This window comes from Actinomadura scrupuli, from assembly GCF_050971785.1.
GTDB classification, from domain to species: domain Bacteria; phylum Actinomycetota; class Actinomycetes; order Streptosporangiales; family Streptosporangiaceae; genus Actinomadura_E; species Actinomadura_E scrupuli.
Map to the genome: position 1 here is coordinate 139,064 of NZ_JBPCCU010000010.1, position 13,581 is coordinate 152,644.

At 67.9% G+C, this 13,581-nt stretch carries 11 protein-coding genes; 4 read left to right on the plus strand and 7 right to left on the minus strand.

Translation table 11 applies throughout. From position 1 onward, the window contains the following. Positions 1-1,007 precede the first annotated feature (1,007 nt). Genes ACRYCC_RS34980 through ACRYCC_RS35005 form a run of 6 tightly spaced genes read right to left on the minus strand, consistent with a single transcriptional unit; the run spans position 1,008 to position 6,661 of the window. A complete protein-coding gene (locus ACRYCC_RS34980) occupies positions 1,008-1,841 on the minus strand; it encodes a sugar phosphate isomerase/epimerase family protein (RefSeq protein WP_433818181.1) in 834 nt (277 codons plus the stop codon). After that, entirely contained in the window at positions 1,842-3,038 is a 1,197-nt protein-coding gene (locus ACRYCC_RS34985) for a substrate-binding domain-containing protein (protein ID WP_433818452.1), read from the minus strand. A 32-nt stretch (positions 3,039-3,070) separates the two neighbouring features. Then, positions 3,071-4,039 carry an ABC transporter permease gene (locus ACRYCC_RS34990; RefSeq protein ID WP_433818183.1) on the minus strand — a complete coding sequence of 323 codons (969 nt, stop codon included), beginning with the start codon at positions 4,037-4,039 and terminating at the stop codon, positions 3,071-3,073. Beyond that, on the minus strand, positions 4,036-5,025 hold the full coding sequence (locus tag ACRYCC_RS34995; RefSeq protein WP_433818185.1) for an ABC transporter permease: 990 nt from the start codon (positions 5,023-5,025) through the stop codon (positions 4,036-4,038). Before ACRYCC_RS34995 ends, ACRYCC_RS34990 begins: the two co-directional genes overlap by 4 nt. Then, positions 5,022-6,446, minus strand: coding sequence for a sugar ABC transporter ATP-binding protein (locus ACRYCC_RS35000; RefSeq protein WP_433818454.1), 1,425 nt, complete (start codon positions 6,444-6,446; stop codon positions 5,022-5,024). The genes ACRYCC_RS34995 and ACRYCC_RS35000 overlap by 4 nt, the downstream gene beginning before the upstream one ends. Before the next feature lie 2 nt (positions 6,447-6,448). Beyond that, the gene (locus ACRYCC_RS35005; protein ID WP_433818186.1) at positions 6,449-6,661 is read right to left on the minus strand and encodes a hypothetical protein; all 213 of its coding nucleotides are present in this window, start codon (positions 6,659-6,661) and stop codon (positions 6,449-6,451) included. A gap of 146 nt (positions 6,662-6,807) precedes the next feature. Here ACRYCC_RS35005 and ACRYCC_RS35010 point away from each other — a divergent pair, with 146 nt between their 5' ends. The 3 genes from ACRYCC_RS35010 to ACRYCC_RS35020 all read left to right on the plus strand — a co-directional run bounded on the left by ACRYCC_RS35010 (position 6,808) and on the right by ACRYCC_RS35020 (position 11,259). Beyond that, positions 6,808-8,004, plus strand: a complete 1,197-nt coding sequence (locus tag ACRYCC_RS35010) for an ROK family protein (RefSeq protein WP_433818456.1) — start codon at positions 6,808-6,810, stop codon at positions 8,002-8,004. Positions 8,005-8,299: 295 nt separating this feature from the next. Further along, positions 8,300-9,388, plus strand: a complete 1,089-nt coding sequence (locus ACRYCC_RS35015) for an integrase core domain-containing protein (protein ID WP_433818187.1) — start codon at positions 8,300-8,302, stop codon at positions 9,386-9,388. A gap of 356 nt (positions 9,389-9,744) precedes the next feature. Then, positions 9,745-11,259 carry a hypothetical protein gene (locus ACRYCC_RS35020; protein ID WP_433818188.1) on the plus strand — a complete coding sequence of 505 codons (1,515 nt, stop codon included), beginning with the start codon at positions 9,745-9,747 and terminating at the stop codon, positions 11,257-11,259. A 12-nt stretch (positions 11,260-11,271) separates the two neighbouring features. Here the strand turns inward: ACRYCC_RS35020 and ACRYCC_RS35025 are convergent, their stop codons facing one another. Then, positions 11,272-11,820 (minus strand): hypothetical protein, encoded by a 549-nt coding sequence (locus ACRYCC_RS35025; protein WP_433818190.1) that lies wholly within the window; start codon positions 11,818-11,820, stop codon positions 11,272-11,274. Between the two features lie 81 nt (positions 11,821-11,901). Here ACRYCC_RS35025 and ACRYCC_RS35030 point away from each other — a divergent pair, with 81 nt between their 5' ends. Continuing rightward, positions 11,902-13,572 (plus strand): hypothetical protein, encoded by a 1,671-nt coding sequence (locus ACRYCC_RS35030; RefSeq protein WP_433818191.1) that lies wholly within the window; start codon positions 11,902-11,904, stop codon positions 13,570-13,572. Positions 13,573-13,581 lie beyond the last annotated feature (9 nt).

Consider the following 13,581-nt stretch of genomic DNA (forward strand, 5'->3'; position numbering starts at 1 on the left):
ACACCAGGGCGAATCGGCTCCGATGGTGACCCACGCAGCCATTGGTCTGGCCCCGATTGAGCACGGGTCTGTGTGGCTCCCCGCTGGGGGTTCGAACCCGTGCACGGGCAAGACGACCCATCGGCCGACCCGCCCGGAACCTGCGTTGACCGGCGGTCACCGATGTCCGCTCGTACGCCACGGAACGACCCGGCAGCATCCGGCACTGCCCGACACGAAAACCGGCCTGCCTCCCTGTATCAAGATGGAGGTGACCCCATGCCCGCACGGCGGGGCGACCAACGCCGCTCATCACATCGTGCGGCGCTGGTGCCCTATACCGACCGGTCGGACGCAACAGCCACCGCCGCCCCATCACTGCGTACCCGATGAAACATCGACCGCCCGGGACCGCCCACGGAGCCATGATCAACCCCGGCCCGACCCCACGAGCAAACATGGAGCAAACACGGAAAACAAATCATCCGAAACCCGACACTGGCATATCAGACAAAAATTGGATACTCCCAGGTCAGAATAGGTGGGGCGGGCGGGACTCGAACCCGCGACCGATGGATTATGAGACCCGCTGCAGCCGTACCGATCGGTGTCGGACGCTGATCGGCGGTGTTGCTTCGTGTCGCGCCGTGCGGGTTTCGGCGAATTTCCATGCCGATCACTGCCGGACGGTACCGCGATGATCCACGGCGTACGAGCAAACATCGAGCAAACATCACGGCGGCGTTGTTGCCGGGGAACGACCGACGGCCGAACCCACCCATTCGACGCCGGCGCACGTACACGCCGACCGGCCAAGGCCACCGCCAGAGCCCACCTGCCAGCGCGTTCTCAGCGATGAATAGTCACCAAGAGAGGACGTCAAGGCCCGATATCCAATTCGTATTGATCCACTACGGCATTGACGTCAGGGAAATCACCCGGAAAGACGGGGCATCGAATTTCTCCAGACATGATTCCAACAAGGAAGTTCGACATCGGGCCAGTTCACCAAACCGGATCGCCACGGATCAGTGCATGAGGCCTTGCAGGAAAGCGAGTCCATCGGTGGCGATGGCGTCCTGGCTGCGGGCCAGCGGACGCCAGATGGAGGCCGCGGTCGCGATGGTCGCGTTCTCCGCTGTGAAGGATTCGATGACGAGCGTGCCCCCATAATTCACGTCCCGGACGGCGCCGGAGAAACCCGTCCAATCGAAATGGTCGGCACCGGGCGCGCCCCGGTCGGTGCCGCATACCTGGACGTGGGCGATCCTTGCTCCGGCCGTCCGGACCGCCTGGACCGGACTCTTCTCTTCGATGTTGAGGTGGTAGGTGTCGAGGGCGAGACCGCAGTCTTCCGGCAGGGCCTCAAGGGCCTGTTCGACGGTGTTGATGACGCTGGTCTCGTACCGGTTGAGCGGTTCCACGCCGATCTTGACGCCGCGCTCCGCCGCGTAGTCGACGACGGGCTTCAGGTTCTCCTTCAGCTCGGCGTAGACGGCCTTGCGCTCGTCGGCGTCCATCCGCCAGGTCCGCCCGACCGACGCGTACGCCGGTCCGCTGACCGCCGGGGCGCCGACGGTCACCGCGACGTCCACGCAGTGCCGCAGGTAGTCCTGGGTCTCGGCGACGGACGGCGCGGCGACGAGTTCGCGGCCCGGCGGCATGACCAGGACGACCGAGGTCGCGAGGCCCAGGTCGTCCAACAGCTCGGAGGCGGCCGCCGGGTTCCAGTCACCCGGCTGCTCCACTGGGAGTTCGATCACGTCGAACCCCCAGTGGGCGATCCGGGGCGCCAGCACGGCCAGGTCCCCGTCGGTGAGCGGCGAGGTCCATACCCAGGTGTTGACGCCGATCGGGTTCATCTACTTGCCGCCCCACTTCTGCGGGAAGCCGGGCAGGGTCTCGCAGCCGCAGAGTGCGTAGTGCAGCGGCGGCATGTTGGGCTTGAGGTAGGTCGCCAGGTTGGACTCAGTGATCTTCGGCTGGGGCAGGTTCCAGACCTTCGGCAGGTCCTCTCCCTTGAGCATCTTCAGCGCTGCGATGATCGGCGTGCGCCACTGGTACGTCGGGTACGTGGGCGCCAGCGCGGTGAGCTTGGAGTCCTTCCACTTCTGCAAGAAGTCCTGCTGGTCCTCGCCGTTGATCGGCGGAACCGGAACGCCCTCGTCCTCGAACGCCTCGATCGCGGCGACGGCCGTCGCGCCGGCGTCCATCCAGATGCCGTCGATCTTGCCGTGCCGGTGGATGTAGTCGCTGACGATGGACTTGGTCTTGGCCGCGTCGCCATCGGTGAACTCGACGCCGACGACATCGAGCCGGCTCTTGTCGAAGGCGACCTTCGCGGCCGACCAGCGGGTCTCCAGCACGTCGACGCCGGGCAGGATCCGCAGCGCGAGGACCTTCCCGCCGGGCTTCACCTTCTCGATGAGGAACTCGGCGGCGTCCGCGCCGAAGGCGTAACCGCCGATCGGTTTGATGAACGTCACCGGGCAGTCGGTGCCCACACCGCGGTCGAACACGATCACCGGGACCTTCGGGCACGCGCCGGAGACGGCCGGAGTGAGCGTGGCCGTGGTGTTCGGCGAGATGATCAGGGCGTCGCAGTTCTTGCCCTGCAGGTCGGCGATGTCGGAGATCTGCTTGTCGTCCTTGCCCTCAGCGTCGAGGTGCGTGAACTTCTTGATCTCCTTGTGCAGAGCCACCTCGGCCTGCATGGTCTTCCAGCCGACCTGACGCCATGGGTTGTTGACCGCCGCGTTGGAGAAGCACAGGTTGTACGGGCCCGCCTTCTTGTACTTGGCGGTGCTCACCATCTGGGCGCCGATGTGCTGTTCCCATGGTTTGTCCGAAGGGCCCTGCGGAACCTGGCTGCGCATCGCGAGCTGCGCGTCGTAGTCGGCCTGGACGAAGAACTTCGACTGCTCTCCGGTGTTCTTCTTGGCTGTGCTCTTGGCCGCGCCGGGTGATGCCGTCGTCTCGGGTGCGTCGCTGGAACAGCCCGCCAACGGCAGCATCGCGGCTATCGCTGCACCGGCGAGGAGGCGCCGGGGGGTGGACAACTGCATGATTTTCCTTCCAAGGGGTGAGGGCCTTACCGGGTGACGCTGGTGTCCGCGGGATGGCGCGGCTGAAGCGAGTGAGCGCGGATCCATTGCGGAACACGGACGGACCCCATCGCCACCGCGGCGATGAGGATGACTCCCTGAACGGTGAACTCCAGGGCCCCCGAGATGCCATGAAGGTTGAGCAGCGTGAACAGGGCCTCCAGGGTGAAGGCGCCGGCGATGGCGGCGATCACCGAGCCGCGGCCGCCGCCGAGCACGACGCCGCCGAGGACGACGGCGGTGATGGCCTGGAACTCCAGGCCCTGGCCGACCTGGGCGGACACGCCCGCGAACCCGCCGAGGAGGATCGCGCAGATCGCGGCCGACAGCCCGGACAGCACGAAGGCGACGGTCTTGACCCGGTGGATCCGTACTCCGGAAAGGGCGGCGGCCCGGTGGTTGTCCCCGGTGGCGACGAGCATGCGGCCGAAGTCGGCGCGCATCATCGCGATGACCGCGGCCGTGATGACGGCGAGGATGATCACCGACCAGGGGATCGGGCCGAGGCTGCCGCGGCCGAAGTTCCGGAACTGCTCGGTGAGCGCGCCGCGCGGGGCGCCGCCCGTCCACAGGAAGACCGCTCCGGAAAGGATCAGCATCATGCCGAGCGTGGCGATGAAGGACGGCACCCGCAGCAGCGTGGTGCCGACCCCGTTGACCAGCCCGACCAGCGCGCCGAAGACCAGCAGCAGGAGGAGCACCGGCCAGGTCGTTCCGGCGTCGCCGTCGATGAGCCGCGCGGCGATCACTACCTCGGCGGTGACCAGCGAACCGACGGACAGGTCGAACTCGCCAGAGACGATCACGAAGTACTGCCCGGCGGCGAGAATCGCCAGCGGGGCCGCCCGCTTGACGAAGGCGAGGAAGCCGTCCGGCTCCAGGAAGTGCGGATTGGCGGCCGCGATGAGGACGAGCAGTACGGCCAGGACCCCGAAGATGGGCAAGGTGCGTTTCATCCGGAACGCCTCCGTCGTGCATAGATCCCCAGTGCGGCGACGAGCACGACACCGCGCACCACGTCCTTGGCGAAGGAGTTGACTTCGAGCTGGTTGAAGATGCTGTCCAGCACGGCCAGCACCAGGACTCCGCCGACGGTTCCGGCGACACCGCCCTTACCCCCGGCAAGGGCGGTGCCGCCGAGCACGACCGCGGCGATGGACTCCAGGTCGTAACCGCCGTCCGTGCCCACGGTCGGCGCGCCGGCGCCGAGCCGTGAAGCCAGCAGCAGGCCCGCGACGCCCGCGCACAGCGAGCAGAGCATGTGGGTGGCGATGATGACGCGGTCGGTTCGCACTCCGGACAGCCGGGCGACTTCTGGATCGCCGCCGACGGCATAGATCCGGTAGCCCAGCCTGGTGCGGCGCAGCAGGAACCAGGCGGCCACTGCGATGCCCGCCCACAGCAGTGCCGAGACCGGAACGGGGCCGATCCGGTCGTAGCCGAGCCCCTGGAAGGATTTCGGCACGCTGCCAGCGGGACCGTCGTACCGGTCGTCCAGGATCCCCCTGATGATCAGTGCGACGCCGAGGGTCGCGATGAACGCGTGCACCCTCAGCTTGGTGATGACGAGCCCGTTGACCAGGCCGACCAGCGCGCTGACGGTGAGCACCGCCGCGATCGCCGGGAGCACCCCGCGGTCCGCCATGGTCTCGGCGGCGACCAGCGAGGTCAGGCTGATCAGGAACGCGACCGACAGATCCAGCGAACCGGCCAGGATGGCCAGGGTCTGCCCGACGGCGACGATTCCGAGAGCGGCCGACCGCTGCTGGATGCCGACGACGTTCGCTTGGCTGAAGAACTGCCCGCCGTCGGCTGTGACGAGGATCCAGCCGATCACGAGCAGGAAGCCCAGCGCCAGGTAGATGGCGCGGGCCGGGTTCTCGGCGGCGAACCCGCGCAGGGCCGCTCTTTTCGGGGGCGGGGCCTTGAGCAGCTGCATCATGATCCGGCCGCCAGGTGCATCACAGCCTCCTCCGAGGAACCTGCGGGAAGCTGACCGGCGATCCGCCCGTCCCGCAGGACGACGATGCGGTCGCTCATGCCGATCAGTTCGGGGAGCTCGGACGAGATCATGAGAACGCCTATGCCGTCCTCGGCGAGTTCCCTGATGAGCTCGTGGATCGCTGCTTTCGCACCGACGTCGACCCCGCGGGTCGGCTCGTCGAACAGCAGCACCTTCGGGGCGACGGTCAGCCACTTGGCCAGCGCGACCTTCTGCTGGTTGCCGCCGGACAGGTAGCGCACCTCCTGCTCGGCCCGGGCCGGGGTGAGCCTGACGCGTTCGAGCAGGCCCATCACCGATGCCTTCGGGCCCTTGCGGGTGCGGGCAACGAGCAGAGCGTTGTCCTTGACCGATTGATGCAGGACGAGCCCCTCGGCCTTGCGGTCCTCGGTGACCAGCCCGATTCCGGCGCCGATGCCGTCGCGGACCGAGCCGGGGCGCTTCGGCGTCATCTCGCCGCGGGTGAACGGCCCGGCGCCGAAAAGCGCTTTGACCAGCTCGGTGCGGCCGGAGCCCTGCAGCCCGGCCAGCCCGACGATCTCGCCGGCGCGCAGCTCGAGATCAATGCCGTCGAGCTTGGTGTTGCCACCGCCGCTGACCGCGAGCAATGTCTCGCCAGGCGGACCCGACGCGCGCGGCGGGTAGTAGTCCGACAGCTCGCGGCCGACCATCAGCCGGACCAGCTCGGTGGTGGTGAGCCGATCGATCGGGGCGGTCGCGACCCTGGCGCCGTCCTTGAGGACCGTGACCCGGTCGGCGAGTTCGAAGATCTCACGGAGCCGGTGCGAGATGTAGACGACAGCGATACCGCGCTCGCGCAGCCGCCGGACCAGCCCGTAGAGCAGCTCCACCTCGTGTTCGGCGAGCGCGGCGGTCGGCTCATCCATCACGACGATCCGGGCGTCCACCGAAAGCGCTTTGACGATCTCAACGACCTGCTGCTGAGGCACCGACAGGCGCCGCACCAGGTCGCGCGGGCCGAATCCGTCCTCGCCGAGCTCCTCCAGCAGCCGGGCCGTGGTCTTCTCCATCGCGGCCCGGTCGACCAGCCCGCGACGGACCGGTTCACGGCCGAGGAAGACGTTCTCGGCGACGGTCCGTTCGGGCAGGAGCGTGAACTCCTGGTAGATGATCGCCACCCTGGCCTTCTGCGCCTGCAGCGGATGGCCGAACGCCATGACCTTGCCGTCGATCTCGATCGTCCCCTCGTCGGGCGTGTACACCCCGGCGAGGATCTTCATCAGCGTGGACTTGCCAGCCCCGTTCTCCCCGACGACGGCGTGCACCTCACCGGCCGCGGCCTCGAGGTCGACCTCGGAGAGCACCCGTGCGCCGAGGAAGCTCTTGCCGATACCGGTCATCTTCAGCACGCGATCCACCCCCCGGTCCCGGCGGGCTCAGGGACCACGTCGGTGATGACCGTGGCGCGGAAGCCGTCGTCGAAGACGGGCAGGTCGTCGTGGTGCTCGCCCCGGCTCGCGGCGCGGCGATCAGCGACGAAGGCGTCGAAACAGTCGTGGTGACCCTGCGGGAGCGCGCCGGCCAGCCGCCCGGCATGGGCGTGCATCCCGGCCATGACGCCGGTTTCGACAATCTTTGCCAGGACTTCTGCCGGTCCATGCCTTATAACCGCCATATCGCGGATCGTACGAGTGCCTTATGCCGAGGGTCAAGCAAAAGCAGGCTTATTGATATCATTACAAAGCCCCTTGGCAGCATGAGCTGTCACAGCAAGGAGATGCAGAGTTGATCCCCGAGACGGCAGGCGCAGGCGCTCTTCTGACGATCCTGCGCGACGGCCGCGCCCGAACCCGCGCTGAACTGGTGGAACTCACCGGATTGGCCAGGTCCACGGTGTCGCAACGGCTTGACACGCTGCTCGACCAGCAGTGGATCGTCCCGGCCGACAATGCGATCGCCTCGGGTGGCCGGCCCGCGGTGGCCTTCACGTTCAACGCGGGTGCGCGGATCGTGCTCGCCGCCGACCTCGGCGCGACCCACGCCCAGATCGCCGTCACGGACCTGGACGCACATGTGATCGCAGAGCACAGCGAAGACGTACTGATCACCGGCGGGCCGGAGAAGGTGCTCGGCTGGCTCGTGGACACCTTCGGACGATTGCTGGCCGAAGCGGGTCACACTCTGGCAGATGTGTGCGGTGCCGGAATCGGGCTGCCCGGCCCGGTGGAGCACGAGACGGGCCGGCCGGTGAATCCGCCGATCATGCCCGGCTGGGACGGCTTCGACGTGCCCGGCTGGCTCGGCCCCCGGCTGGGCGTGCCGATCCTCGTCGACAACGACGTCAACATCATGGCGCTCGGCGAGCACTGGGCGACCAGCCCCGAGATCGAGCACCTCATCTTCGTGAAGATCGGCACCGGTATCGGCAGCGGGCTCATCACCGAGCACCGGCTGCACCGCGGGGCCCAGGGAGCGGCCGGCGACATCGGCCACATTCGCGCGTCCGCCGACCCGAACGTGATCTGCCGCTGTGGCAACACCGGTTGTCTCGAGGCGATCGCCGGAGGCGGCGCTCTGGCCGCCCGGCTGCGCGAGACCGGCGAGGACGCCGCCAACAGCCGAGACGTCGTCCGGCTCGTCCGCGCGGGCAACGCCCTGGCCATCCAGGCCATCCGCCAGGCCGGCCGGGACATCGGTGAAGTGCTCGCCTCGCTGGTGAACTTTTTCAACCCGGCCGTCATCATCATCGGCGGCGACGTCTCCGGCGCCGGCGAACACCTGCTGGCCGGCGTCCGCGAAGCCGTCTACAGACGCTCGCTACCGCTGGCCACCGAGCACCTCGGCATCCGCGTCTGCCGGCTCGGCGACCACGCCGGCGTCATCGGCGCCTCGGTCATGGTCATCGAGCACATCCTCAGCCCCGGCGCCGTAGACCAGTCCGTGGCCTCCACCGCCTGATCGCGTGGAGGGCGGCTCGCGCGGCCAGCGGCCCGCGGAGTCCGGTGATGAATACGTGCAGGGCCGTATTCGAACTCGCGGCGTCCTCCGCGTTTTGTGGCGATATAGCGTTGGAAAGGGCTTTGATCCGCTTCCGGCCAGCTTCTGTGGGTGGCGTTGAACTCTGCTGACGGTGAGTGCGCCGGGTCAGGTCAGCTGTTGCGGCGTTGGCCCCTGTGCCGCTCGAAAACTCGGTTTGGTGGCGTGACCTGGGGTTTCGCTGCGGGATCTTCGCGGTGGCTGGGATCATCTCGAGGTGCTGTTGTCGCTGATCTACCGCTTGCTCAGATGCCTACTCGGCTTGTTGGTGATGTTGCTTCGGTCGGACTTGTCCAAGGAGGCCGAACTCCTGGTGCTGCGGCATGAGAACCAGGTCCTGCGCTGGCAGGTGCGCGGCCAGCCGCGATGGGGTCACCTCGACCGGCTCTGGTTGGCGGCGTTATCCCGGCTGGTTCACCGCCGCCGGTGGGCTGAGATCTTCCCGGTCGCTCCGGCCACGATCCTCCGCTGGCACCGCTGGCTGGTCGCCCGGAAGTGGACTTACACCGACCGGCGCCGTCCGGGCCGACCGCCTACCGGCGTTTCGATCAAGACGCTGATTCTTCGCATGGCGCGGGAGAACCCGAACTGGGGGCATAGACGCATCCAGGGTGAACTCGCCCGCCTCGGTTACACGATCGCCGCTTCTACGGTGTGGGAGATCCTGCACGCCGCCGGCATGGATCCCGCACCTCGGCGTGCCGGCCCGACGTGGCGGCAATTCCTCACCGCCCAGGCTCACGCGATCATCGCGTGCGACTTCCTGGTCGTGGAGACGGTCCTGCTCAAACGGCTGTACGTGCTGGTGTTCATCGAACATGGAACCCGCAGACTCCACCTGGGCGGCGTGACGACGCACCCGACCGGGGCGTGGGCGGTGCAGCAGGCCCGGAACCTGACCATGGACCTGGGCAACCGGATCGACGCGCTGCGGTTCCTGATCCACGATCGCGATCCGCTCTTCACGACCGCGTTCGGGGAGGTGTTCCGGGCCGACGGACTGCGGGTCATCACCACCCTGCCGCGGACACCGCGGATGAACGCCATCTGCGAACGCGTCATCGGAACCTTCCGCCGCGAACTCCTGGACCGGACCCTGATCCTCGGCGAACGCCACCTGGCCCTGGTGCTCGGCGAGTACCTGATCCACTACAACCGCAACAGGCCGCACCAGTCCCGGCAACAGCGCCCGCCGGACATCCAAACGCAGCCGATCCGAGACCCGACCGAACCCATTGACCTACGCCGCATCCACCGAAAACGCGTCGTCACGGGCTTGATCAGCGAGTATCACCACGCCACATAACCACAGGTCAGACCACATGACCCAATAATCGAGCGCCACAGGATCCGCAACAGCAACCGGGCCATTCCCGGTGTGAGAGTGAGCGGCCGGCCGCCCACCGGGTCAGGACAGTCGACTTGCCCACGCCAAGCGGGCCGACCAGGTTGACCACCCGGCCCTGCCGACCACGGCATCCAGCTCATCCATTGCCTCGCGGACGGCGGAAGCGCGGATAATCCCATTCCCAAACGGTTGGCCCGCCGCAGCCGGAGAGCGTGGGCCCAAGACACCCTAATGACCCGCAAAGACCGATTTATGGGCCAGGCAATAGACGCACGAATGCCTAGCTACTCGTCGCCGCAGAGGACGATGGAGGAATGAGCTTCATCTCGGCCTCCGGTTCGTTCGATCATGATGGCTGGTCGCTACATCAGTCCGGTGATGATCCACGGACGGCGCAGTTCGCCTCTGCGCATGAGTCACATCACAAGCAACTTCAGGACTCGACCAGTTATGGCGCGGTCGCGCGGATCTATCACTCGCTCGGCGTGGCGACGGGAGAGCCGAGATATCGCCGGCTGGCCGGACGGCTGACCAAGGCGAGCGAGCAGGTCCAAGAGGCATTCGCCTCCTGGTCGCCCGCCGTGGCACTTGGATGGAGCCGGGCCCAGGTCATCGAGCGTTATCCCGCGTACCACCGTCATTTCGACGCCATGGCGGGGATCGTCGATTCGGTGGACAGCCTGTACCTCCGCCTGCACGCCGCGCACGCCGCAGCGCGCGCCTGTATGCAGACAACGATCATTGAGCGCGTCGTGGAGGTCGGTCTCCGGGATTTCACGCTGGCCCATCTCCGCGAGCGCGAGCTGCCCGCCACACGCTTCGTCCGCCTGAGAACGCGTCCGCCTCGATGGAACGCCCACATCCCGGCGAGCGGTGACGAGCGGCCGGCCAGGCTCATCGACGCCGAGAAGCTGACCGCCGACCTCTTCTCGGTCGAGTTCGAAGACCTGTGGACGCTGGTGAACGGCGCCATGTACGCGGCCGTGGTCGAGGTGCTGGGTGGTGACGGCACTCTCGAGGTGAACGGGCATCTGGACTGGACGCCGGCGCTGGTGGCGGCGGCTCGACGGATCAGCGATGCGACCGACGTCGCGCCCAGCGTGCGGACCCGGCAGGACGAGACCCACATCACGGTGCTCGCCAACATCGAGGCGGAGACCTTCACGGTGGCCGAGCCGCTGCCCGCCCGGGTCTTGCCCGCGACCACGCCCCCCGCCCGCATGGCCGCCGACCTGGAGCGGCCGCACCTGTTCATGACGGTACGGCGGACGCCCGCGCTGTTCGCGAACTACGTGCTGGAGGACGGTGCGCCGCCTCCCGCCACTCCCGTCGTGACCTGCCTTCGCCGGACCGTGGCAGAGACCGACGGGCGACACGTCGTCGAACTGCTCCCGGTGACCGATCCTCCGCGTGTTCCGACCGGGGATGACGTACCCCTGGTGACGGTCGTGCCGTGCTCGCTGCTGGACGGTGTCCACGCCGTATCGGGGCCCACCGCCCTGCTTCTCGACGTGCCGCTCGCGCCGCACCTGGACCTCTGGCTCTCGGCGCCTGGCAGCCGGTTCCGCTACGCCTTCCTGCGGATCGAATCGTTCGGCCGGGTCATTCCGTTCATGGTCGGCGTGCTCGATCATCTGGAGTCGTCGCTGCCGTTGATGGTGCGCCCGCTGTCGCACTCCGGGGTCCGCATCCACAAAGCGGCACTTGAGGAGCTCTATCCCGGCCGGGACGTGCTGGTCGAGGACGGCTCCTTTCTGGAAGGTCGCCGGCACCTCGATCTGGTTCTCGCGCATCTGGCGGGTGAGGAAGTGCGGTTCGGGCGTGGCTGAGAGCCCCGGCCGTCATCCGTGGACGATGACGAGGCTGATCCGTCCCGTCACCATCGGCCGCTCGAGGTCGGCCGCAACGCTCAGCGCGGTGGCGAAGTCCGTGAAGTCCTGGGGATGAACGCTGTCGCGCAGGTGGTCCGGGATCTCGCGGGGCACCAGCCGCAGGCGCACGACGGTCTGCTCGCCGTCGACGGACACGACGGTCGCGGGGAGATCGACCACGGCGGGCAGCACCTGCGCGGCCAAGCCGATCGAGGTCACCGCCAGGCCCGCCCGCACCAGCAGCGCCGCGACCGCGGCTTGAAGCAGGCCGACGCGGTTGACCTTCTCATCGAGATCGAGGGACCACCGGTCCGAATGGAGTTCAAGCCAGCCCTCGACGTGGCGTCCGCCGCTGTCCCAGGAAAGCCCGCAGACCTTCGCCACGGCGTCGATGAAGTCATCGGCATCGGTGCCGTCGAGGCTGTCCGCGACACGCTCGAGATCGTCGCGGCGTACGTTCGCCCCGGCCGGTGTCGCCTTGCCGAGGAGCGCGTCAAGCGCGTCTTTCCCGTCGGTCACCGATGTCCCTCAATGGTCGCTGGATTGCAGCATATTGTGGTCCTCGCGGAGGGGACCCGCCGGCCGACCGGAGGACGATGAGTGACCGGCACCGATGACGACCATCTGGCCGCGCTATTCCTTTCTCAGGCCGAGGAGGGCAGCCGCGGGGTCTACGTGCCAGGTGGGTTCGACCTGCACCTTCGAGGCGCCGACGCGCTGGCCGATCGGCTGGTGCACCACCATGAGGCGCAGCATTTCCTGCTGACGGCGACGACCGCCTGGGGCGCGGCCTTACTCGTCGCATCGAAGGTGCCCGCTTGGCGGCCCCTGTTCGAGAGCCTGCTGGATCGGTGCCGGGCGACGCAGGAGTCGTTCGCCACGTTCATGGGATGCAGCGTGGTCGCGGTGGGCTTCGGACCGTCGGCGGCCATCGCGCTGATGTCCTACCCGGAGTACCTGCCATTGATGAAGCGGCTCGAACGGTATCTCGCGGCGGTACCGGGCGAACATCGGCGGGCGCTGGCCACCTCGGCGCTGGCGCGGGCCTGCATGCAGACTCCGATCCTGCGGCAGATGATCGCGTCCTGGCCGGAAGCGGTGACGACCGGGGCCTTACGCGGAATCGACGTACCGGACGAGCGTTTCACCGTTCTGCTGAGGGATCCGCAGGGGCTGCCTCGCTCGGTGGTGGCCGCCGCGGACGAGGCGGTGGCCACGGAGTTCGGACCAGAGCCGCTGGCCGCGGACGCGGTGGACGCGAGTCCGGGCCTGGCGCTCGACGACCGATTCGATGACGCGTGGGCGCGGTGGGAGGACACCGTCTACGCTGGTCTCGCCGCCCGGCTGACCGACGCCGGCGCCATCGTGCTTGGCGGCCATGATCACCTGTCAGAATCCGCCGAGCTGGTCGCGCTGGCGTCGAGCCACGGGCCCGGACTGGGGGTGACCGTGGATCCGAGTCCGGACCTTCCCGACGACCGCGTGCTCGCACGTGTGCTGGTCCAGTCTCGCCTCTGGCTGTCGGCGTTGCCCCGCCCGGCCCGAATGATCACGATGGGCGACGAGGTCGACGCGGCCGAGGTGATCCGGGTGATGGAGGCGACCACGCGGATGGGCGGTCGTCCGAACGTTGTGATCAACGCCCGGTTACCGGACCGGTTGCTCGCCGGCTACGAGCTACCGGCGGATGAACGCGCCGTACTCGCCGGGTGTGAAGGGCCGGTGACGGTGACCCGGACGATCGCCGACGACGGCACGGACACGGAAACCGATGCGGTCTGGCTCCTCCGGCTGGACAAGCCGGACGACGTCGGGCGCCTGGCAACCGGCTGGGCGGGACGCGGGGACCTGACGTGTTGCGTGGCGGCGAGCTGTCTGGCGGATTCGCGCTGGAGCGCGGAATGGCTGCCTCTGCTGGGAGAGGCCGCCCCGATCGTCTGGCTGATCGATGTCGCGATCCGATCGCTGGCCGGCGAGTTCGGTTCCGGCACGGTGCACGGTCTCCATGTGGACCTCGGCCCGAATCCGACCGGAGTGCGGAATGCGGTCGCCTTCCACATCTCGGGCAAGGCCGGAGTCTGGTTGGCGGTGGCCGACGAGGTGGGCGTGCAGATGATCACCCGGCAGATGGCCGAGCTACCTGGAATCGACCTCCAAATGACCGGTGCGGACTGGACGAAGGCGATCCCCACGCTTCGGCTGGCCCTGCACGACCTGCTACGCACCGAGTCGTACGTGGACCTGCGAGCGTTGTCGGAGCACGGAGGCTGACGCGGCGCC

Bases quoted from the DNA above. Each gene is read 5' to 3' on its own strand.
- ACRYCC_RS34980 (WP_433818181.1), bottom strand. From the start codon at position 1,841: ATGAACCCGATCGGCGTCAACACCTGGGTATGGACCTCGCCGCTCACC.
- ACRYCC_RS34990 (WP_433818183.1), bottom strand. From the start codon at position 4,039: ATGAAACGCACCTTGCCCATCTTCGGGGTCCTGGCCGTACTGCTCGTC.
- ACRYCC_RS34995 (WP_433818185.1), bottom strand. From the start codon at position 5,025: ATGATGCAGCTGCTCAAGGCCCCGCCCCCGAAAAGAGCGGCCCTGCGC.
- ACRYCC_RS35000 (WP_433818454.1), bottom strand. From the start codon at position 6,446: ATGACCGGTATCGGCAAGAGCTTCCTCGGCGCACGGGTGCTCTCCGAG.
- ACRYCC_RS35005 (WP_433818186.1), bottom strand. From the start codon at position 6,661: ATGGCCGGGATGCACGCCCATGCCGGGCGGCTGGCCGGCGCGCTCCCG.
- ACRYCC_RS35020 (WP_433818188.1), top strand. From the start codon at position 9,745: ATGAGCTTCATCTCGGCCTCCGGTTCGTTCGATCATGATGGCTGGTCG.